The organism is Neorhizobium sp. DAR64862/K0K3, assembly GCF_050500185.1.
Taxonomy (GTDB): Bacteria; Pseudomonadota; Alphaproteobacteria; order Rhizobiales; family Rhizobiaceae; genus Neorhizobium; species Neorhizobium soli.
In genome coordinates, this window is record NZ_CP191450.1 from 481,156 (window position 1) to 501,685 (window position 20,530).

Here is a 20,530-nt window from a genome sequence, read left to right on the forward strand (position 1 = left end):
TTTTGCCAAGTCTTAATTACTAATTTAACAATTGTTTGCGATGAAGGTTGACCAATCACCTGTATTGCAAGGCTTCGTAATGTTCGATTTTTTCGGCGCAAACTCTAATCAAATTCTTTCGGCCTTAGACCTGTCCTTCGCGATCATCGAGTTCGATACCGAAGGACGCATATTGCGAGCCAATACAAACTTCTGCGATCTGATGGGATACAGCGAGCAGGAGATTATCGGTCAGCATCACCGGATTTTTGTCGACGGAGATTACGCTGCAACGCCTGAATACAAAGCCTTCTGGAGCAAGCTTAAGGGCGGCACGTTCGAGTGCAGCGAATTCAAGCGCATTGCGAAAAACGGCCAGGAAATCTGGATCCGCGGCAATTACAATCCGGTAAAGAATGCCAGCGGCAAGGTGTTGAAGATCATCAAGTTTGCCAACGACATCAGCGAAACAAAGATGAATGGGCTCGACAGCGCGGCCAAACTTTCAGCTGTTTCCCGCGCGCAGGCAACCATCGAATTCACGCCCGAGGGTGAAATCCTTACCGCCAACGACAACTTCCTGTCGGCGCTCGGATATTCCTTGAACGAGATCGTGGGTAAGCATCACCGGATCTTTATGGACCCGACCGAAGCGGCATCCCCGCAATACACGCAGTTGTGGGAGCGCCTTCGCGGCGGCGAATATGTTGCCGACGAGTTCCGCCGCATCAGCAAGGACGGCCGTAGCGTTTACATCCAGGCTTCCTACAACCCCGTTTTCGATCCCAGTGGCAAGGTCATCAAGGTCGCCAAGTTTGCCACCGATGTTACCGGCCGGGTCGAGAACGTCGAGCGCCTCGCGGAAGGTCTGACGCGTTTCGCCGATGGTGACCTTTCGCAGCAAATTGCAAAGCCGTTTATTCCATCACTGGAGCGCCTGCGGACCGACTTCAATGCCGCGTCGCAGAAGCTGAAGCAGGCCATGGTGATGGTTGCCGAAAACGCGAAGGCTATTTCGGCCGGTTCCAATGAGGTTCGCACATCGGCGGACGATCTGGCGAAGCGGACCGAACAGCAAGCCGCATCTGTCGAGCAGACCGCAGCAGCCCTGGAAGAGATCACCACGACCGTGAAGGATTCCAGCCGACGCGCCGAGGAAGCCGGCCAACTGGTTGCCCGCACGAAGGAGCATGCCAACCATTCCGGTGACGTGGTGCGTGAAGCGATTGGTGCCATGGACCAGATCGAAGCGTCGTCGAAGGCAATCTCGAACATCATCGGCGTGATCGACGAAATCGCCTTCCAGACAAACCTGTTGGCGCTGAACGCCGGTGTTGAAGCGGCGCGCGCAGGGGAGGCCGGAAAAGGCTTTGCCGTCGTTGCTCAGGAAGTGCGTGAACTCGCGCAGCGCTCTGCGACAGCGGCCAAGGAAATCAAGACACTCATCACGGCCTCCAGCACGCATGTCGGAAACGGCGTCTCGCTTGTCACGAAGGCAGGCGCCGCCCTTCGCGAGATCGCAACCCATGTCGAAGGTATCAACGGCGACATCACCGCGATCGTCGAAACCTCACGCGAACAGTCCACCGCGCTGACCGAAATCAACCGTGCGATCAACACGGTCGATCAGGGCACACAGCAGAACGCCGCGATGGTCGAGCAGCAGACAGCTGCGAGCCATGAAATGGCAAGGGAAGCGGCCGCGCTGTTCCAGTTGCTCGAACAGTTCAATTTCGACACCGATCGGGCCCCGGGCCAGACACTGCAGAAGCGCAATCCGATCGCCCATCGCCCCGTCCCTTCAAGACCGGTCGCACAGCCCATTTCGGATCGCCCGGTAGCCGTCGCAATGCCGCGCAAGATCGCTAACGCCTCGTCTTCCGCTGCCCTGGCGGTTGCGGACTGGGAAGAATTCTGAGTTAACAATAGGCTCCAAGCCGTTGAAAATAGGCTGTTACCGCCGCGAGCCTGTATCACGCTCGCGGCGGTTTCGCCATCTCGTTTTGGTTTGCTAGACGTTGCGCTAATGTAGCAAAGCTCATCGCGTCAGATGCTTCAGCGTTGAAGCTTGATCGCGCGCTTACTGTATCTCGTTGACGTAGCGGTGGTCCGCAGTCGTCGCCCGGTGCGCAGAGATGAGCACCGGCACGGCCATCTGGTCGTAGGCCACTTCGTCGATCGTCATGACTGCGGCTGGAAGCGTCAGGTTCAGCCAGCGTGCATCATCCTCCGATGCCAGGTCCGCGCCGATCTGTTCACGGATCGCCGAAATCCGGATCCCGTAGTTTTCCAGGAGATGCAGATAGAAGAGCGGCGGGATGTCCTCCTGCTTCTGCGGAAAGCCGGGGACGCGCTCGCGCGGCAGCGTCAACGTTTCGTGCATGATTGGCCGGGCGTCGATATAGCGGACGCGGTGGAAATGCACGATCGGCCGGCCCGTTTCAATCTGCAGCTTCGCCGCTGTTTCGTCCGAAGCCTCGCCGAATTCCAGCGACGTGACCTTCGTAACGGATTTGCTCAGCGAGCCGTCCAGCCCGTGAAGACGAAAATACTGGAAGAACAGGCGCAATCCGTGCTGCGGTTTGCGTCCGGTCACGACGGTCCCGGTCTTGCGGCGTCGGCTCAAAAGTCCGTCGTTGGTGAGATCCATCAGCGCGCGTCGAATCGTTCCGACAGCAACGCCATAGGTTTGCGCCAGGGCAATCTCGCTCGGCAGCACGGAGCCGGGCTCCAGGGCGCCGATCATGATCGCCTCGGTGATCTGTCGTTTCACGACCTCATAGAGAGGCAGAGACAGGTCGCTCAGTCGGGCGGCATTTGCTGAATTATCAGGCAATGAATTGCCTCTTCTTTGGAGTTGACACGTGATGCCGATCTACGCTGTATTACTATATAGTTTATATTAATGAGCCGAGTTGTGAAGGCTGCCGGAATGCGGAGGACGACCGAGATGAGCCTACAGCAACCAGGCACCACTTCTGAGCCCCTGACGTCTGCCATGGCAGCGATTGACCGCGATGTCGAGATGGCCGTGCAGGATCTTGCACGGATGGTTGCGGTCGACACCACCTTTCCGCCGGGCGAAGGCTATGGCGCGTTTGCCGATTTGATGACCGAGTTGCTGATGCCGCTCGGCTTCGAATTCGAGCGTGTGACGGTGCCTCACGACCTCTGGTATGTCGAGGGCGGACCGGCGTCGGGCGAACGCATCAATCTCGTTGCGAGGCGCGAAACGGACCTGCCTGTCTGCGGTCTCTACTATCATGTCGATACGGTGCCTGTCGCTCCCGGCTGGAGCCGCGATCCGCTGAAGCTGACGGTCGAAGGCGATGACCTTTTCGGGCTTGGTGCCGCCGACATGAAGGGCACAATCGCTGCGACGCTTCTGGCGCTTCGGGCGGCACGCGAATGCGGCGTTTCTCTCGCTTACGATCCGATGCTGCTCCTGTGTACGGATGAAGAAGGCGGTCTCTATCCCGGCATCCGCTATCTCGCGGAACAGGGCATGCTCAAGGGGCATATCCTCAATTTCAACGGAACGGCCGCACCACGCATCTGGGCGGGCTGCTTCGGCATCTTCAACCTGCAGGTCACGATTACCGGCCATGCGGTCCATGCCGGCGAGGGCAATCGCACCGGCGCGGGTGTGAATGCCATCGAGGGGGCGCTGCCGGTTCTGAACGCGCTCGCAGCCTTAAAACCCGAAGTGGCAAAGCGCGCATCCAAGCTCGCGCCGCCGCCGCATGCAACCGGGCCGCTGCGGCCACAGCTGACCATATCCGCCGTCAACGGCGGCACAGCGGGCGGGCAGGTTCCGGCCGAGGTAAAGATCCTCGTCAGCCGTCGATATGCCCCGGAGGAAAGCTATGAGGACGCACGCGCCGAGATCGAAGCGACGATCCGAAATTGCATCGAAGGGACAGAGCTCGGGCTAAAAGTCGATCTTGTCGGTCATCTGATCCCGACCGACGATCCCGATGGCCCGCACTGGCCGCGCTGGCAACAGGCGCTTTCGCTCGGCTTCGGATACGAGCCGAACGATTTTCAGAAATGGGGCGCCGCCAGCTGTTCGGACTTCGGCTATGTCCAGAAGGCCGGCTTTGGCCCTGAAGTATTGCTCGGTGGCCTCGGCCGCCCGGAAAGCTGCATCCACAGCCCGGAAGAGCACACGACCCGACAGGACATCATCGCACTCGCAAAAAGCATTCTCGCCTATCTCGCGGCGGATTTCGCTGCCGAGGCCATGCCCGAAAGTCGCATATAACCATACCAAGCAGCATCGAAGCATAAAGGGAACGATAAACATGCTGGAAATGAAACGCCGCTTCTTCCTGGCCGGCACCGCCGCCATTCTCGCAACGCCATCGCTGGGCTCTGCCCAGGCCGCAGCACCGGCCAAGGGCGGTACGCTGAAAATCTCCGTCGACCAGGCCGTCAGCGTCATCCACCCGCTTCTGACCCGCGTCAACCCGGAATACCTGGTGACCGAGCTGCTCTACAGCAACCTCACCCGTCTCAAGGTCGACATGTCGGTCGAGCCGGATCTGGCCGAAAGCTGGACACCGAACGAGGCGCTGACCGAGTGGACGTTCAAGCTTCGCACCGGCGTCACTTTCCACGATGGCTCGCCCTTCACGGCCAAGGACGTCGTCGCAACCTTCAAGGCAATCCTTGATCCGGCAACAGCATCTCCCGGCCGTAACAATGTCGGTCCGATCGCCGATATCGTTGCCGTCGACGACGCAACCGTCATGTTCAAGCTGACCGGCGCCTATGCCGACCTTCCCGTTTCCATGGCCTATACAAGCGCCCGCATCATTCCGGCTTCGATCGCCACCGGCGACCTGAAGAGCCTGTCGACCAAAGCCGTCGGTACGGGTCCGTTCAAGCTGGTCTCCTATGAGCCCGATCGCCTGATCGTCGTCGAGCGCAACGAGAAATATTACGACCCGGCTCGTCCTTATCTTGACCGCGTCGAAGTGCAGGTCTTCCCGGACATTTCCGCTGAAGGTTCCGCGATGATGTCTGGCGATGTCGACATCGTCTCCACCATCCAGCCGACCGAATATCTGCGCCTCGACGGCAGCGATGGCGTCGACGTGCTGCGCACGCCGTCCGGCCAGTTCTGCAACATCAACTTCGGTTGCGATACGGCGCCCTTCAACGATCCGCGCGTTCGCCGCGCCATCGCACTGACCGTCGATCGTGAGGCAATGGTCGGTTTCGTCACCGAAGGTTTCGGAACACAGGGTAACGACACGCCGCTCAACGGCTCCTACCAGTTCTTCAAGGGCGTCAAGCAGCGCGAGCAGAACATCGAGGAAGCCAAGAAGCTGCTTGCAGAAGCCGGGTTCCCGAACGGTTTTGAAGCCACCCTTGTCGCCTCCGACCGCCCCGCTGTTCGCACGCAGCTTGCCGTCGCGCTGAAGGAAATGGCCAAGGAAGTCGGCATCACCATCAACGTGCAGACGATGCCGCATGCGACCTACCTCGAGCAGGTGTGGAAGAAGGGCTCGTTCTACGTCGGTTTCTACAACATGCAGCCCACCCCTGACGGCATCTTCAAGCTGCTCTACACGTCGGATGCCTCCTGGAACGAGACGCGCTGGAACAACAAGGCCTTCGATGCCCTGGTCAACGAAGCGCGCGGAACGATCGACACCGACAAGCGGACCGAGCTCTACACCAAGGCGCAAGAGATCATGAACGAGGAGGTTCCCTCGATCATTCCGTCCTTCTTCGACGTCCTCTCGGCTAAGCGCAGCTGGGTTTCAGGTTACGAAGCGCATCCGCGCGCATCCGTGTTCCGTCTCGACTATGTCTCGCTGACAGCAGACGCACCGAAGCGCGGCTGATCTTAAAACCTGCCGGACGCCGCCAGGCGTCCGGCTCTCTTGTCAGAGGAACACGACCCTGTCCCCGAATTACATAGCCAAGCGGCTGGTGATGATCGTCTACACGCTGTTCGTCGTGTCGCTGATCGTCTTTGCCATAACCCAGGTCCTGCCGGCCGATGCGGCCGTCATGATGTTGGGCGAAAACGCGACCCAGGAAGCGCTCGACGCGCTGCGTGCGACCATGGGCCTGAACGCGCCGATCTGGCAGCAGTATCTGACCTGGCTGTGGCATGTGGTTCAGGGTGATCTCGGAACATCTCTGCGCACCGGCCAACCGGTGGGTCCGGTCATGTTCGAAGCGCTCGGTCGTTCGCTGCTTCTGGCCTTCCTGTCGATCGGCCTGATGCTGGTTCTCGCGATCCCGCTCGGCATTATCGCCGCCATCCGCCGCGGCAAGGTCGCCGACATGGTGGTGAGCCTGATCTCCTATGCGGGCGTCGCACTTCCGGAATTCGTGACGGCAACTGTCGCCGTGCTGTTCTTCGCCGACTGGCTGAAGTGGCTGCCGCCGACCGGTTACGTGCCGCTGACCGAGGACTTTTCCCGCGGGATCGCCCATCTCGTCCTGCCCGTCTGCGTCATCTCGATCATCCTAATTGCCCATGTTTCGCGCATGGTTCGGTCCGAACTGGTGGACGTGCTGCATACCGACTATATCCGCGCCGCCCGGCTGAAGGGCATTTCCCGTGGACAGGTTCTGCGCCGCCATGCGCTGCGCAACGCGCTTCTTCCCACCATCACCATTGTCGCGCTCGATGTCGGTTATCTTCTGGGCGGCGTCATCGTCGTGGAAGAGATCTTTGCCATTCCGGGCATCGGACGCCAGCTGATCGTCGCCATCCAGGCCCGCGACTTGCCGGCGATCCAGGCCGGCGTACTGATCATGGCTGCCACCTATTCGATCGTCAATTTCATCGCCGACATCCTCTATGCCTGGCTCGACAAGAGGATCCAGTATGATTGATTTCACGAAACGTCTGTTGAAGACGCCGCAGGGCGCGATCGGAATTTTCCTCGTCGTGTTCGTGCTGCTAGTCGTCGTCTTCGGTCCTATGGTCGCGCCGCACGATCCGGAAAAGTTGTCACCTCTTGCACGCTATAAAGGTCCGAGCCTCACCTACTGGCTCGGCACCGACCAGTATGGTCGCGATATTTTCAGCCGGCTTCTGATCGGAGCGCGTGCCACCGTCGTCATGGCGGTTCTCGCCACCATCGTCGGCACCCTGATCGGGGCGCTGATCGGAACCGCCTCCGCCTTTCTCGGCGGTCGTGCGGACGAGTTGATCATGCGCACCATCGATGCCGTCATGTCGATACCGAGCCTGCTGTTTGCCCTTCTGGTGGTCAACCTTCTCGGCTCCAGCACCGTCAATGCGCTGGTCGCCGTCGCCATCGCTTTTGCGCCGGGCATGGCCCGCATCACCCGCAGCGTTGCGCTGTCGGTGCGAAAGCAGGACTACGTCAACGCGGCCGTCGCACGGGGCGAAAGTGCCGGCTACATCATCCGCCGCGAAATGCTGCCGAACGTGATTGCACCGATCATCGTCGAGATGACCATTCGCGTGTCCTTCGCGGTGATGCTGTTTGCGACCTTAAGCTTTCTCGGTCTCGGCGCCCAGCCACCGGCTGCCGAATGGGGACTGATGGTATCGGAAGCGCGCCGCTACATGCATCTTTCCGCTGGCATCCTGATCTGGCCGAGCGTGGCGATCGCGATCGTCGCCGTCGGTTTCAACCTCCTGGGCGACGGTCTCCGCGATGCCCTCAATCCGCGGGCCTGAGGTGAAAATCATGACCACTACCGAACACCCTTCGCCCGATACCCCAGTTCTCACAATCGAGAACTATTCGCTGGATTACGAGACCACCAACGGCCCGTTTCACGCGCTGAAGAACATCGACCTTGCCATCCACCGCGGCGAGATCCTTGGCCTCGTCGGAGAATCCGGATCGGGCAAGACGTCGCTTGCATGGTCGATCATGCGCTACCTGCCCAAGAACGCCCGCGAGCCCGGCGGACGTATCTTGCTGGGCTCAGACAATCTGCTGGAAAAGGCGGAGCGCGAAATGGAAACGTTTCGCGGACGGCATATCAGCATGGTGTTCCAGGATCCAAGCACATCGCTCAATCCGACCCTCTCGCTCGGCAAACAACTGGCCGAGGTTCTCGTGCGCCACCGCGGCCTGTCCTGGCAGCAGGCATGGACGGAAGGAGAGGCGCGGCTTGCCCATGTCGGCCTGAAGACGCCAGCGCAGATGATGCACCGCATGCCGCATGAGGCATCCGGTGGCGAAAAGCAGCGCGTCGTCATCGCCTCGGCGTTTGCCTGCAATCCCGAATGCATCATCTTCGACGAGCCGACCACCGCACTCGACGTCATCACCTCGCGACAGATCCTCGATCTCTTCGTCGAGCTGCAGGCCGAAACCGGCGTCGCCTCGCTCTACATCTCGCACGACCTTGCGCTGGTTGCCCGCACCGCCGGCCGCGTCGCGGTCATCAAGCGCGGCGAGATCGTCGAGCAGGGAACGGTGCGTGACATCTTCACCAATCCGCAACAGGACTATACCCGCGAGCTGATCAACGCGGTTCCCGATCCGGCCCGCCGGCTAGTCGCGGATGAAGTCGCTCCGGCGGACAAGCCGCTGGTCGAGGTCGAGAATGTCAGCGTCCATTTCGGTCGAAAGCCGTTTCTTTCAGCCCTCACCGGCAGGAAGACCGAGCGCGTGACCGGCAACAATGCGATCAGCCTCAGCATCAGTCCGGGAGAAATCCTCGGCATTGTCGGTGAATCCGGCTCGGGTAAATCGACGCTCGCCAAGGCCATGACCGGCCTCAATCGGTTCGAGGGCAAGATCCGGTTCGAAGGACGCGAAATCCGCAATCTCGGCGATATGGACAATGCCTATCGCAAGGACGTGCAGATCATTTTCCAGCACCCGGATGCCTCGCTCAATCCGCGTCAGAAGATATTCGAGATCCTTTCGCGGCCGCTGAAACTGTTCGGCGATGCCAGCGATCTTGAGCGACAGGTCGGCGACATGCTGGAGCAAGTGCGCCTGCCGCGCACCCACGCACACCGCTATCCGCATCAGCTTTCGGGCGGCGAAAAGCAGCGCGTGGCGATTGCCCGTGCCTTCGCCTCCAAACCGAAGCTGGTCATCTGCGACGAAATCACCTCTGCGCTCGACGTCTCGGTGCAGGCCTCCGTCGTCGAGCTGCTGCTGGAGCTGCAGAAGGCCAGCGGTACCGCATACCTCTTCATCACCCACGATCTCAACCTGATCCGCCAGATCGCCCACCGGATCGCCGTCATGTATCGCGGCGATCTGATCGAGGTGGTGAAGGCGTCCGAGATCGATAGTCCCGACCGGGCGGAATACACCCGCCGCCTGATCGAGGCGGTGCCGCGCGCCGCCGCTCAATACCAGTAATACCGCATCAAGGAGCATGACAATGGACCCGAAATCCCTCGTGGATCGGATCGACGAAAAGGCCTGCCTCGATTTTCTGTCGAAGATGGTTCAGCACAAGAGCCATTCGGAGACGGAGGGCGAGAAGGTTCTGGCGCGCTGGATGGCGGCTGAGCTTGCAAAGATCGGCGTCGAAGCCGAGCTGCAGCCCTTCGACGACGGTCGGCGGTTCAACACGATCGGTCGCCTGAAAGGCCAAGGCGGCGGCAAGAGCCTGCTATTCAACGGCCATCTCGATACCAATCCGGTCACCGAGGGCTGGACCGTCGACCCCTATGCCGGTCTCGTCGACGACAAATTCATCTACGGTATCGGCGTTTCCAACATGAAGGCCGGCGATGCCGCCTATTTCTGCGCGGTGAAGACGCTGCTTGAAGCGGGCGTCAAGCTCAAGGGCGACGTGATCCTGACCTTCGTCGTCGGCGAATTGCAGGGCGGCGTCGGGACACTTGCGGCGATCAAAAGCGGCGTGAAGGCCGACTATTTCATCAACAGCGAACCGAGCGACCTCGTTGCCGTCACCATGCATGCGGCAGCACTGAGCTATGTCATCGAGCTGACCGGCGACACCCGCCACCTGTCGAAGCGCGAGGAATCCGTCGACGCGATTGCCGCCGCCTGCGATATCATCCCGCGCATCAATGCGATGACCTTCAGCGGTGCCAGAAGCGATGTCCACCGCTCGATCAACCGCGGCCATGTGGGCGTCGTCCACGGCGCGCTCGGTCGCGACCTCGAGGAATGGCGTCCGCCGCAGGTGGCCGACTTCGTTCGCCTCAAAGGGTCGTGCCGTTATGCACCGGGCCAGACGCAGGAAGGCGTTCTCGCCGATCTGGCCGATGAGTTGCGGGCACTCGAAGGCCGTTTCCCGGGCCTGAAGGCGAAGCTCGTCCCCGAGATGATCGAAGGCCGCCCTCTGATGCCGCCCTTCGAGGTTTCGCCGGATAGCCGCATCGTCAAATCGATCAATGCGGCCTATGAGGCTGTCCGAGGGGAGAAGCAGCCGACCGGCGCGATCACGCCGACGCGTTTCTACGGCACAGATGCCGGCCATCTCTACCACGAGCTTGGCATGGAAGGCATCGTCTGCGGCCCGGGTGGTCGCTACAACACCATGCCGGACGAGCGCGTCGACATCGTCGATTTCCTCGACATGATCCGCGTCTACATGCTGACCATCCTCGATATTTGCGAAGTGGCCTGAGACCTGTTCCCGGGCGTATCGATCGCAATATCGCTTTCGCTTGGGAGGCCATCTTTCAATCTGACACGGACTTTCGATGCGTGGCTGCATCGCGCAGGGGGCAGTACGATTTTGCCGGCAATCGACCCCGAGCGACGCAGAGGCCGGGCGAGCCAGTCGAGACTTACTTCAGCTCGACGACGCCGTCAGCGATATCGGGCACAGCCGGAATGATACCGCTTGTTACGTACCACTCAGCCACGGCATTGATCTGCTTCACGTCCGTTTCGGAAACGCCTGTCGTCGGCACCGCATTGTTTTCGCCGATCTTCGCCCCGAGTTCCGCCGGTACGTTCATTTCCTTCGCCCAGATCGCCCCGGCCTCCGGCTTGTTGGCGACTGCCCAGGCGTTTTCCGCTTTGATGACATCGAAGACGAGCTGCAGCTGATCGGCCTTGTCCTTGGCGAATTCGCGGCTCGCGACAAGAACGACAGCGTTGTCGGACCTGATGGCGGCGCCATCGGCGATGACCGTGCCGTCATAGGCCTTTTCCGCGATGGTCAGGAACGGATCCCAGGTCGCCCAGGCGTCAACATGGCCTTGGCTGAAGCTTGGGCCACTGTCGCTGGGGCTGAGATAGACGCGTTCGACGCTCGTCTGATCAATCCAGTTCGTCTCCAGTCCGCGCATCAGCAGATATTCCCCCGTTCCCCCGCGGTTCACGGCCACCTTCTTGCCCGCGAGGTCCCTGATGGTGGCGATGCCGGAACCCTTCGTCGCCACGATGCCCTCAGAGCCTGGCGCCATCTTCTGATAGGCAAAGATTACCAGCGGGATTTTTGCGGAAAGGGCTGCAATCGCCGATGTCGAGCTGCCGGCCGTGATATCGATGCTGCCGGCGTTGAGCGCTTCGAAAGCGGGTGCCGCCGCCGGGAAGGGGCCGGCCCACTCGACCTTGATGCCCTTTTCGGACAGCGCCTTTTCCAGCGTGCCCCGCGACTTGGCGAGCGTGATGTCGTTGGGTCCCCGCAACCAGCCGATCCGCACCACCGGATCGGCTGCCTGCACAGAGGGGGCGAACACGGCTGCGGCAGCGACGAGGGTGACAGCGGCAAGGAGAATACGCTTGGTGATCATGGCTTAGTCCGATCTGCTATTTGGGTACGGAAGTCAGTCTTGCGTGGGAAGGACGCCGAGCTCCTCCAGAAGCGCCGCTTCGATACGGCCTGTTCTGGGGTCGTCGCGGCGGCGGGGGCGGTCGATATCGACCTTGATTTCGAGCACTAAACGTCCCTGGTCGAGCACCAGGATACGGTCGGCAAGGGCGACGGCTTCCCAGACATCATGGGTGACGAGCAGCACGGCCGGGCAATGCTTGCGCCACAACGCGAGGACGAGCTCATGCATTCGCAACCGGGTCAGCGCGTCGAGGGAGGCAAACGGTTCGTCCAGCAGCAGCAGTTGAGGTTCGCGGACCAGCGCCCGCGCAAGCGCCGATCGCTGCGCCTCGCCGCCCGACAGCGTCAGCGGCCAGGCATCGAGCCGGTGCGACAGGCCGACTTCCTCCAGTGCCTGGGTCGCCAGCGCTCGCGCATCCGGGTGGAGCAGACCGAGCGCGACGTTGTCGATGACGCTTTTCCACGGCAGCAGGCGCGGTTCCTGGAAAACCACTGAACGGCGGGTGGTCAGCTGAAGCTTTTCGGCTGGAGAGGTATCGAGCCCTGCCAGAATGCGCAGCAGCGTGGTTTTTCCGGAACCACTGCGGCCGAGCAGGGCGACGAATTCGCCGGGCGCCATGGCGAGGTCGATGCCGTCGAGAACGGCCGCGCCGCCAAACGAGCGGGTGAGTTGCCTGATGTCGACGAGGGGGATCAACCGAACACCACCGGACGCCAGCGCAGCGCATAAGCCTCGATCATGCGTACGAGACCATCGGTCAGCAGGCCTAAGATGGCGTAGACTAGAAGGCAGACGACGATGACATCTGTCTGCATAAAGTCGCGGGCATAGGAAATCGTGTATCCGATACCACTGGAGGCATTGATCTGTTCGCCGACGACGAGGCTGAGCCAGGCGACGCTGAGGCCGTATCGGACGCCCACGAGCAGCGAGGGCAGGGCGCCAGGAATGACGATATGGCGAATGATGCTTGTCGTGCCGAGGTCCATCATCTGCCCCGCCTCGATCAGCTTCCTGTCAATGCCGCGAATGCCGCCATAAAGGGTGAGATAGATCGGAAAGATGGCGCCGAAGGCGACGAGCCCGATCTTCGGCATCTCGCCGATTCCGAACCAGAGGATGAACAGCGGCAGAAGACCCAGGAACGGCATGGCCTTCAGCATCTGGATCGGTGGGTCGATGATCGTTTCTCCAAGACGCGACAGACCGGAGATCAGCGCCAGAACAATCCCGGCGACGAGCGCTATCGAAAAGCCGGCAAGCACCCGCAGGGACGATACGATCAGACCGCTGATCAGTTCGCCGGACGCGATGAGGCGTCCGGCCGTTGCGATGATGTTGCTCGGTCCGGCAAGAATGCGCGGCGACAGCAGTCCCGTCATGCTGGCGATCTGCCAGATGACGAGGAGGGCAACCGGCGAGGCCAGTCGCGACGCGAATTGCGTCATGCGTCCGGCCCTCGCAGGCCCCGCGATTCCCAAGCTCATGCCGGCCACCACCTGTGGAAGTGGTGGACCGGACCATGCCCGCCGCCGATCGAAAGGGCTTTTCCGGCGATGAGAGCGTCCTGGAGGTACGTCTTCGCCGCTCCCACGGCCTCGTGCAGCGTCAGGCCGCGGGCGAGGCCGGCGGTGATGGCTGCGGCAAGCGTGCAGCCCGTGCCATGGTCGTTTTTCGTATCGACACGGGGGGCCGAGAACTCCGTCACGCCTGACTGGTCGAAGAGGAGATCGATGCTGTCGCGGCCGGTTCCATGCCCTCCCTTGATCAGCACGGCGCTGGCCCCGGCGTTCAGGATCACCTCCGCCTGACGGATCATATCCGACCGCGTTTCGGCAACGGGCATGCCGGTCAGCAGTGCAGCTTCAGGCAGGTTCGGCGTCACGATCGTCGCTTTCGGAACGAGGCTGGCAATCAGGGCGGAGATTGCATCCTTGCGCAGCAGCCGGTCTCCAGAGGTCGCGACCATGACGGGATCGAGGACGACGGGACCGCGATAGTCCGCCAGACCCTCGGCAACCGCGAGGATTGTTTCGCAGCGGGACACCATGCCGATCTTGATCGCATGCACCCCGATATCGGCAAGCACTGCGCGCATCTGCTCCCGGATCATTGTCGGCGAGATGTCCTCGACGGCGCTTACGCCCCGCGTGTTCTGGGCGGTCACCGCCGTGATGACGCTGGTGGCGAAGACGTCGAGGGCGGAGAATGTCTTGATATCGGCCTGAATGCCGGCGCCGCCACCGCTGTCGGAACCGGCAATCGTCATGGCAACTGATGTCATTGCTTACCCTCGCTCAAGGCATCATCGACAAGGCGCCGAAAACTGCGGCAGGCGTCTGCAGGGTCCGGTGCCCGGAAGATTGCCGAAATGACCGCGACACCGTCAGCACCGGCGTCGATGACGCTTCGCACCTGCTCCAGCCCGATGCCCGCGATGGCGCCGACCGGGAGGGTCGGATCTAGTTGTCGCAACCGCTCCCGCAGATCCCGAAAGCCCTCAAAGCCGACCGGAGGATCGGGGTTCTGTTTCGACAGGGTCTCGAACACTCCGCCGACACAGGCATAGCTGGCCTGCGCTCGTCCGGCGCGTTCCGCATCGGCACGTGTCTTGACGGTGAGACCGATGATGGCGTCGGGGCCGAGCAGCCGCCGTGCAGTCCCCGCATCCATGTCGTCAGCACCCAGATGCACGCCGTCAGCGCCTGAAGCGAGCGCCACATCGACACGGTCGTTGACCACCAGCGGCACGCCGGTGCCTTCGAGGGCAGCCTTGATGCTTATCGCCATGTCGATCATCTGCCGGGTGGAGGCGGTCTTGTCGCGGTACTGGATCAGCGTCGCGCCGTTTCGAGCGGCGATTGCTGCGAGATCCACGAGATCGCCGATATCGGAAAGACCGGCATCGACGATCGGGTTCAGTCGGTAGTCAAGTTTCATGGTCGATCCTTCCGTGCAAACTGAGCTCTTCGGCCGTGAGCGCTGACAGCGCATCCAGGAAAGCAACGGCGAAACTGCCGGGGCCGCGCGCGTGCTCGGCGGCCTGTTCGGCTGCAACACCGGTCGTCGCCAAGGCCGCAGCGGCCGCAGCCAGTGCATCCGGTTCGATGGCAAGAAAGGCAGCGATGATGCCGCCTGAAAGGCACCCGGTCCCGGTGACATCCGCCATCCATCTATGGCCGTTGCGGACAGTGACGGTGCGTGTGCCATCGGTCAGCCGGTCGTGAGCACCGGTCTCGATTGTCAGTTTTTCGCCTATGTCTCCGAACAGCGCCATCTCTGCGCTATTGCCGCGAAGGGCCGTCGGCCCGCGGGCGATCAATGTCTTTGCAAACTCAAGCCGGACCGGGGAATAATCGCTATGCACGGGATCGAGGATCCATGGTTTCCCCTGATCAATTGCAACATCGACGGCCAGGTCGATGACCTTGCGACGGTCTGCATCCAGTGTACCGAGATTGACGACGAGGACATCCGCTTTCGAGACGAAACCGACGATTTCATCCGGGGAGGAGCTCATCGACGGAATGGCGCCGATCGCGGTGAGACCATCGGCGACGAATTTCTGCACCACCGTGTTCATCAGACAATGGACGCGTGGGCGCCGGGCCCGCACACGTGCCAGGCGATCGCCGGCCTGTTGCGGCGTCGGGGAATTGTTCATTGTCATCACCGGATTTCGATCGCTAGATCTTCGACCGGCGGCGCCTGCGGAATGAGGCCGCTCGCGGCCATGAACTCACCGAAGCGCTGGTAGCGACCCCGATCCAGCGCTGCAGGCCGTTTGGCGAAACGCGGCAGCGTGTCGGTGAACGCCTGACGATTGAGCGGGTCGTCGAGGTTGGGATAGGTCTTGATGAACAGTTTCCAGGCATCATCGGGGTGATTGGTCAGGAAGATTGCAGCCTTCTCGACGGCTTCGAGAAAGCGGGGCAGGCGAGGATCTGTCGCCAGCCCGTCGCGCGTGATGAAGATCAGCTCGTCATAAACGGGGACGCCGTGTTCTTCCGGAAAGAAGGAACGGCCCTCGTGCCCTTCGATCCGCATCTGCGTCAGTTCGAAGTTTCTGAAGCCGCCGAGCGTGGCGTCGACCTTGCCGCCGATCAGCGATGGCGAGAGGGCGAAATTGACGTTGATCAGTTCGACCTCGGTAAGTGCAACGCCTTCTCCCTCGAGCATGCGCTTCAGCATCGCGTCTTCGAAACCCGTGACGGAAAAGCCGACCTTCTTGCCGCGCAGGTCCTTGAGGCTCTTGATCGGGCCATCGGCGAGAACCGTCACCGTATTCAAGGGCGTTTCGACGAGGGTACCGATTCGCTTGAGCGGCAGGCCGGCTGCACGATCGAGATAGAGGTTCGGTTGGTAGTGGATGCCGATATCGGCCTGGCCGGCGGCAACGAGGCGAGGCACCGTCGACGGGTCGGCGGGAGGCACCAGCTCGACATCGAGGCCGGCGTCTTCGAAATAGCCGTTCTGGGCGGCAATCACGAGCGGCGCATGGTCCGGGTTCACGAACCATTCAAGCATGACGGTGAGCTTTTCTGCCGCCTGGGTGGCGGACGCAGTCATGCTCACGGATAGGGCAATGGCAAAGGCCAGAAACATGCGTTTCATGGGTGGTCGTCTCTCCTCACGATGATAACTGTGTCTGTGGTTCGGTCTCGATTGCCCAATGGGGGCGTCCCTTTACGAGACGGTCGAAACCGAGGCGCAGCGCGACGCTGGTCAGGGCCAGGATGGTCATGGCTGCGAACACGGTGTCGGTCTGCATGCGGGCGTTCGCCTGAACCATGACGAAGCCGAGCCCGGCTGAAGCCCCGACCCATTCGCCGATCACGGCACCCAGCGGCGCGAGCGGCACGGCGACGCGCAGACCGGACACGAGCGCCGGCAGCGCAAGCGGTGTTCTGAGCCTCACAAGGATCTGCCAGGGCGTCGCTCTTGTCAGCGCGGCGGCTTCCAGGATCGCCGGTTCCGTCCGCCTCAGGCCATCTGCGAAGGCGGAGGCGACCGGGAAGAAGATGACGAGCGTCGTCATCATCACTTTCGACGCCATGCCGAAACCGAGCCAGAGCACCAGGATGGGTGCCAGCACGAAGACCGGAAAGGTCTGCAGGATAAGAATGATCGGCCAGACAAGCCTGCCGGTGCGCGGGAATGCCACAACGAGAAACGCGACCGCCGCACCGAAGATGCTGCCGGCGACGAGACCTGCAAAAATCTCGGTGATGGTGACAGCGGTATGATGAGCGAGGAAGCTGCTCTGACGCACCAATGCCTGCACCACCGCGAGCGGTGACGGCAAAAAATAGTGTGGCGGCGAAAAGACCTGAACGGCTATCTGCCAGCCTACCAGCAGCAGAAAAAGCCCGAGGGCTGCGAACCGGGATTGCATGTCAGTGCCGCGGCGTGAAACCGTCGAACCGCATTCGTCCTATTCGGGAATTTCTCGAGAGCGTAAGCATGGCTGATCTCCTGACCTTGACATCATGGAGATCCAGGCGAGCGGAGAATAAGAAAGAGGTGCGGTATTGCGCCGTTTCCGTTCCTACGCCGGTATGACCCGGATCAGGTTCAAGGGTCCGGCTCACCGCCATCTCAGCACCGTTCGATGCTCCCCTCGGAATGACGCTAAGGTTGGACAAAGAAACGGCCTTTGTCAATCGCTTGCGATCGCTGTCCGGCAGAGCCTGCGCGGCGAGCTGACAAAAATTTTATTGTATGTCATCCGCCTCCCGGAAACCCGGGGCCCGTCCGCTGGTTATGTCTTCGCAACTTAGGAGGAGCAACCATGACCGATAGAGAACAGGAACAGCGCGAACGGGCCTACAGACTGTGGGAGGAAGAAGGCCGTCCTGAAGGGTCCCATGACGATCACTGGAAGCGTTCCGAGCATCCAGCCGACATGTCGGATCAGGAAAGCGACGATGTAACCAAGGTCAACCAGCAGGCTGATGCCGCGTTTGGTGGAGAGAACGATGCAGCGGCCGACGATGCCGCCACAATCCGGCCTCCGTCGTCAGTCGCGCCGGACTGACGACGACCAGCGGCAGTCTGGATAGGTATCAGACCTGCCCTGCACGAAAGGGCTTGGCACAACACCTCGAAATATCGGCTGCCGATAGTTCGGCCGTCGACACACTTCAGCCGTCGCGAACACCGTTCGTCCGGTCCACTTTATGCGTCGTCGGGGGATCGAGAACCTGACCGAAACACACGACGGCCACCCGTTTTCCGGTGGCTTTCGCCAGATACATATAGTCGTCAGCGCGTTTGACATAAGTTTGCGGCGTGTCTTCGGCCTTTAGGAACGTAACGCCGACCGCGGCACCCGTGAATGTCACCTGGCCATCGATGGGGATCGGCTTGAACACCCTTTCCATCGTTTCCTGAATATGGGTCTGCATATCGCCCGCAAACTTGCGATCCATGTCGAGAAGAATAGCAAACTCGTCTCCTCCGACCCTGGCGATGAAATCCGTCGCTCGGAAACTTTCGCGAAGTCTCGCCGAGATCGTTCGCAGGACTTCGTCGCCTGCGGAATGCCCCAGACTGTCGTTGACGATCTTGAAGCCGTTGAGATCGATGTAGGCGATGGCGAGCTTTCTGTCATTGAGCAGGTTGCGGGCAACCTCTCCGGCAACAACCTCATCAAAACAGGCTCGGTTTGGGAGTCCTGACAGGGCATCGGTCTGCGCGGAGGTTTTCAGAGCGCTTTCGATAGCGCGCTGCTGCCTGACACGGGCAGACACATCGACAATGACCTCCACATCGAATGAAACGCCATCGACGATCGTGCGTTGCGCAGAAATCAGGGTTGGGATGATCGTACCATCCGAATGAGCAATCTCAACATCTTCGAGCTCGTAGGCGCCGTCCTCGCGCAACAGCCGGTGCCGTCTGTCGCGGGCGGGATTGTCGATCGCGGCACCCTCGGAAATCAGCTTCTTTCCGTTGATCTCGTCCCATTTCAGGCCGGTGAGCTTCAGATAGGCATCGTTGACTTTGACGTAGCTCGAGGTTTTCGTGTCGCTCGTCGTGATGGCCATGGCAATGGGCGCGGACTCAAACATCCTCATCAGCATCGAGATCAAGTGTTGCGTCGGCAGGACATCAGCCTGGTCCGGATCATGCCAGACATGAGGAGCCTTCACGGATACTTTCCCGTCCAGCGGGACCTCCGTGGGCACGATCTCGGTGATGGTGCCGTACCATTTCACGATCTTGCCGGTCGCATCGCGATGAGGCTTTGCTCGACTGACCATCCATCGCCAGCTGTCGTCGTGCAGACGCATGCGAAACCTGGTTTCAAAGGGGTCGCCGGATGGCAGCCATCCAAGCCATTCCCGTCGAACCCGCAAACTGTCGTCCGGATGCATCCGACCGTACCAGTCCGCGATCCGGTCACGCATCCTGGACATCGTCGGGTCTGGCGTTGGCCCCATGAAATTGACAATGCCTTCGGCATCGCTCGACCAGGGAATGTTGGGGCTGAGTTCGATCGACCATCGTGCGTGGTCTTCCGTCTCGGTCAGCGCCTTTTCCATCGACTTGTGACCGGTAACATCGATCGCCGTGACCGAAATGCCGATCGGCTCGCCGGCGTCGTCATCGACCCGCTGGTTCACCACGAGGAGAATGTTCTCACTTCCGGGCGGACGATATTCGTCCACAATCAAAGGCTCGCCCGCAAGGACTCGCTGAAGATCTTTGGTGACCCGGCGCGCCTCTCGTGCCGGCATGAAACTGTGAACGGTGAGCCCGATCATCTGCTCGGGCGTTAATCCCAGCATTGCAGCGAACCGATTGTTTACACTGACATGGCGCAAGTCTGAATCGAGAAAGCAGAGACCGACCGGTGCCGCCTCATAGAGCGTTTCCAGTTGATGGACCCGCTGGAACAGCGAGCCGGTTCCGCGGCGTTCCGTGAGTGGCTTCTGCTTGCTGACAGCGAGAAGCCGTTCTGTCGCATCACCGTCGACAGGTCTGCCAAACAGCCACCCCTGTCCAACGTCGCAACCAAGACGCTTCAGCATTTCTGCTTGTTCTTCGGTTTCAACGCCTTCGGCAACAACCGTCATGCCAAGGCTTTGCCCCAGCCCAATGACCGAGGCGACGATTTTCCGGCTGCCGCTGTCATGCTGCATGGAGCGCACGAAGCTTGTGTCGATCTTCAGTTTGTCGAAGGGGAACGCGTGAAGCCGCGTCAGGCTGGCAAAGCCGGTCCCGAAGTCGTCGAGGGAGATGCCCATGCCGGCAGACTTGAGCGATGCAATGTTTTCCCGGACGACTGTATCGTCATCGAGCAGTGCGCTTTCCGTCATTTCGATATGGATCCGGTTCATCGGAAACCCGGTTTCCGAGATTATCGAAGCCAGAAAGTGGAAGAGGTCTGGGTCCTGAAACTGCGTCGGCGACAGGTTGATCGCGAGGACAAAGTCTCCCCTCCAGCTTGCAGCTTTGCGACAGGCATCCTGGACGATCTTTTGCGTCAAAGCGCCAATCAGATTGCTGGTTTCTGCGAACGGAATGAAATCTGAAGGTGCGATGGCACCTGCTTCAGAATCGGTCCAACGCGCAAGAACCTCAAAGCCGATGATCGCACCGCTCTGCAGATCGACAAGCGGCTGAAATGCCGGCCAGATCGCATCGGTTGAGAGGGCTTCGGAAAGTCGTCGCTTCGACAAAATGCTGTCCTTGGCGGACGCGGGTCCTTTCGTCAAAACCTGCTGTGCAGATTTCCGATTTGCCGGACCGATTTGTCGACCAGAGATCATGGCACTTTCCACACTTGCGGAAAAGCAATGTCAGAGACCG

Annotated in this window: 18 protein-coding genes and 1 riboswitch; of the genes, 8 read left to right on the plus strand and 10 right to left on the minus strand. The window is 60.8% G+C overall.

The annotated features are described in order from the left end of the window. The first annotated feature begins 79 nt into the window (after nt 1–79). Complete coding sequence (locus ACQY1L_RS19070) at nt 80–1,897, plus strand: methyl-accepting chemotaxis protein (protein ID WP_430245590.1); 1,818 nt, start codon at nt 80–82, stop codon at nt 1,895–1,897. 162 nt (nt 1,898–2,059) lie between these two features. Here the strand turns inward: ACQY1L_RS19070 and ACQY1L_RS19075 are convergent, their stop codons facing one another. After that, nucleotides 2,060–2,815, minus strand: a complete 756-nt coding sequence (locus ACQY1L_RS19075; RefSeq protein ID WP_062578077.1) for a GntR family transcriptional regulator — start codon at nt 2,813–2,815, stop codon at nt 2,060–2,062. A gap of 162 nt (nt 2,816–2,977) precedes the next feature. Between ACQY1L_RS19075 and ACQY1L_RS19080 the strand changes: the two genes are divergently transcribed. Genes ACQY1L_RS19080 through ACQY1L_RS19105 form a run of 6 tightly spaced genes read left to right on the plus strand, consistent with a single transcriptional unit; the run spans nt 2,978 to nt 10,554 of the window. After that, nucleotides 2,978–4,243 (plus strand): M20 family metallopeptidase, encoded by a 1,266-nt coding sequence (locus ACQY1L_RS19080; protein ID WP_430245592.1) that lies wholly within the window; start codon nt 2,978–2,980, stop codon nt 4,241–4,243. Nucleotides 4,244–4,283: 40 nt separating this feature from the next. Continuing rightward, nucleotides 4,284–5,834: an ABC transporter substrate-binding protein gene (locus tag ACQY1L_RS19085; RefSeq protein WP_174197668.1), complete on the plus strand. Its 1,551-nt coding sequence runs from the start codon at nt 4,284–4,286 to the stop codon at nt 5,832–5,834. Between the two features lie 58 nt (nt 5,835–5,892). After that, nucleotides 5,893–6,840 (plus strand): ABC transporter permease, encoded by a 948-nt coding sequence (locus ACQY1L_RS19090; RefSeq protein WP_092663122.1) that lies wholly within the window; start codon nt 5,893–5,895, stop codon nt 6,838–6,840. After that, nucleotides 6,833–7,657 (plus strand): ABC transporter permease, encoded by an 825-nt coding sequence (locus tag ACQY1L_RS19095; protein ID WP_430245594.1) that lies wholly within the window; start codon nt 6,833–6,835, stop codon nt 7,655–7,657. The genes ACQY1L_RS19090 and ACQY1L_RS19095 overlap by 8 nt, the downstream gene beginning before the upstream one ends. 10 nt (nt 7,658–7,667) lie before the next feature. Continuing rightward, the gene (gene nikE / locus ACQY1L_RS19100; protein ID WP_430245596.1) at nt 7,668–9,311 is read left to right on the plus strand and encodes a nickel ABC transporter ATP-binding protein NikE; all 1,644 of its coding nucleotides are present in this window, start codon (nt 7,668–7,670) and stop codon (nt 9,309–9,311) included. Between the two features lie 22 nt (nt 9,312–9,333). Continuing rightward, nucleotides 9,334–10,554, plus strand: coding sequence for a M20 family metallopeptidase (locus tag ACQY1L_RS19105; RefSeq protein WP_430245598.1), 1,221 nt, complete (start codon nt 9,334–9,336; stop codon nt 10,552–10,554). 163 nt (nt 10,555–10,717) lie between these two features. On the opposite strand, the gene ACQY1L_RS19110 is transcribed toward ACQY1L_RS19105, so the two are convergent. From ACQY1L_RS19110 to ACQY1L_RS19145, 8 genes are read right to left on the minus strand one after another with little or no spacing between them, the layout of a single operon-like run. Then, a complete protein-coding gene (locus ACQY1L_RS19110) occupies nt 10,718–11,671 on the minus strand; it encodes an aliphatic sulfonate ABC transporter substrate-binding protein (protein ID WP_430245600.1) in 954 nt (317 codons plus the stop codon). Nucleotides 11,672–11,704: 33 nt separating this feature from the next. Further along, nucleotides 11,705–12,409: an ABC transporter ATP-binding protein gene (locus tag ACQY1L_RS19115; RefSeq protein ID WP_430245601.1), complete on the minus strand. Its 705-nt coding sequence runs from the start codon at nt 12,407–12,409 to the stop codon at nt 11,705–11,707. Then, a complete protein-coding gene (locus ACQY1L_RS19120; protein ID WP_430249783.1) occupies nt 12,406–13,200 on the minus strand; it encodes an ABC transporter permease subunit in 795 nt (264 codons plus the stop codon). The genes ACQY1L_RS19115 and ACQY1L_RS19120 overlap by 4 nt, the downstream gene beginning before the upstream one ends. Beyond that, entirely contained in the window at nt 13,197–13,997 is an 801-nt protein-coding gene (gene thiD / locus ACQY1L_RS19125; RefSeq protein ID WP_113111491.1) for a bifunctional hydroxymethylpyrimidine kinase/phosphomethylpyrimidine kinase, read from the minus strand. Before thiD ends, ACQY1L_RS19120 begins: the two co-directional genes overlap by 4 nt. Continuing rightward, nucleotides 13,994–14,653, minus strand: a complete 660-nt coding sequence (thiE, locus tag ACQY1L_RS19130) for a thiamine phosphate synthase (RefSeq protein WP_430245604.1) — start codon at nt 14,651–14,653, stop codon at nt 13,994–13,996. The genes thiD and thiE overlap by 4 nt, the downstream gene beginning before the upstream one ends. Next, nucleotides 14,643–15,383 (minus strand): hydroxyethylthiazole kinase, encoded by a 741-nt coding sequence (locus tag ACQY1L_RS19135; protein ID WP_430245607.1) that lies wholly within the window; start codon nt 15,381–15,383, stop codon nt 14,643–14,645. The genes thiE and ACQY1L_RS19135 overlap by 11 nt, the downstream gene beginning before the upstream one ends. Next, the gene (locus ACQY1L_RS19140) at nt 15,383–16,327 is read right to left on the minus strand and encodes an ABC transporter substrate-binding protein (RefSeq protein ID WP_430245609.1); all 945 of its coding nucleotides are present in this window, start codon (nt 16,325–16,327) and stop codon (nt 15,383–15,385) included. The genes ACQY1L_RS19135 and ACQY1L_RS19140 overlap by 1 nt, the downstream gene beginning before the upstream one ends. 16 nt (nt 16,328–16,343) lie before the next feature. Continuing rightward, a complete protein-coding gene (locus ACQY1L_RS19145) occupies nt 16,344–17,108 on the minus strand; it encodes an ABC transporter permease (RefSeq protein ID WP_430245611.1) in 765 nt (254 codons plus the stop codon). A gap of 133 nt (nt 17,109–17,241) precedes the next feature. Further along, a riboswitch (TPP riboswitch) is annotated at nt 17,242–17,344 on the minus strand. Nucleotides 17,345–17,504: 160 nt separating this feature from the next. Between ACQY1L_RS19145 and ACQY1L_RS19150 the strand changes: the two genes are divergently transcribed. Beyond that, a complete protein-coding gene (locus ACQY1L_RS19150) occupies nt 17,505–17,750 on the plus strand; it encodes a DUF2934 domain-containing protein (protein WP_062459613.1) in 246 nt (81 codons plus the stop codon). 106 nt (nt 17,751–17,856) lie between these two features. Here the strand turns inward: ACQY1L_RS19150 and ACQY1L_RS19155 are convergent, their stop codons facing one another. Beyond that, on the minus strand, nt 17,857–20,400 hold the full coding sequence (locus tag ACQY1L_RS19155; protein WP_430245613.1) for an EAL domain-containing protein: 2,544 nt from the start codon (nt 20,398–20,400) through the stop codon (nt 17,857–17,859). Nucleotides 20,401–20,530 lie beyond the last annotated feature (130 nt).

What these genes read in the sequence shown, in the direction of transcription:
- ACQY1L_RS19070 (WP_430245590.1), top strand. Translation starts at nt 80, where the DNA reads ATGTTCGATTTTTTCGGCGCAAACTCTAATCAAATTCTTTCGGCCTTA.
- ACQY1L_RS19080 (WP_430245592.1), top strand. Translation starts at nt 2,978, where the DNA reads ATGGCAGCGATTGACCGCGATGTCGAGATGGCCGTGCAGGATCTTGCA.
- ACQY1L_RS19085 (WP_174197668.1), top strand. Translation starts at nt 4,284, where the DNA reads ATGCTGGAAATGAAACGCCGCTTCTTCCTGGCCGGCACCGCCGCCATT.
- ACQY1L_RS19095 (WP_430245594.1), top strand. Translation starts at nt 6,833, where the DNA reads ATGATTGATTTCACGAAACGTCTGTTGAAGACGCCGCAGGGCGCGATC.
- nikE (WP_430245596.1), top strand. Translation starts at nt 7,668, where the DNA reads ATGACCACTACCGAACACCCTTCGCCCGATACCCCAGTTCTCACAATC.
- ACQY1L_RS19105 (WP_430245598.1), top strand. Translation starts at nt 9,334, where the DNA reads ATGGACCCGAAATCCCTCGTGGATCGGATCGACGAAAAGGCCTGCCTC.
- ACQY1L_RS19110 (WP_430245600.1), bottom strand. Translation starts at nt 11,671, where the DNA reads ATGATCACCAAGCGTATTCTCCTTGCCGCTGTCACCCTCGTCGCTGCC.
- ACQY1L_RS19120 (WP_430249783.1), bottom strand. Translation starts at nt 13,200, where the DNA reads ATGAGCTTGGGAATCGCGGGGCCTGCGAGGGCCGGACGCATGACGCAA.
- thiD (WP_113111491.1), bottom strand. Translation starts at nt 13,997, where the DNA reads ATGACATCAGTTGCCATGACGATTGCCGGTTCCGACAGCGGTGGCGGC.
- thiE (WP_430245604.1), bottom strand. Translation starts at nt 14,653, where the DNA reads ATGAAACTTGACTACCGACTGAACCCGATCGTCGATGCCGGTCTTTCC.
- ACQY1L_RS19135 (WP_430245607.1), bottom strand. Translation starts at nt 15,383, where the DNA reads ATGACAATGAACAATTCCCCGACGCCGCAACAGGCCGGCGATCGCCTG.
- ACQY1L_RS19140 (WP_430245609.1), bottom strand. Translation starts at nt 16,327, where the DNA reads ATGAAACGCATGTTTCTGGCCTTTGCCATTGCCCTATCCGTGAGCATG.
- ACQY1L_RS19145 (WP_430245611.1), bottom strand. Translation starts at nt 17,108, where the DNA reads ATGCAATCCCGGTTCGCAGCCCTCGGGCTTTTTCTGCTGCTGGTAGGC.
- ACQY1L_RS19150 (WP_062459613.1), top strand. Translation starts at nt 17,505, where the DNA reads ATGACCGATAGAGAACAGGAACAGCGCGAACGGGCCTACAGACTGTGG.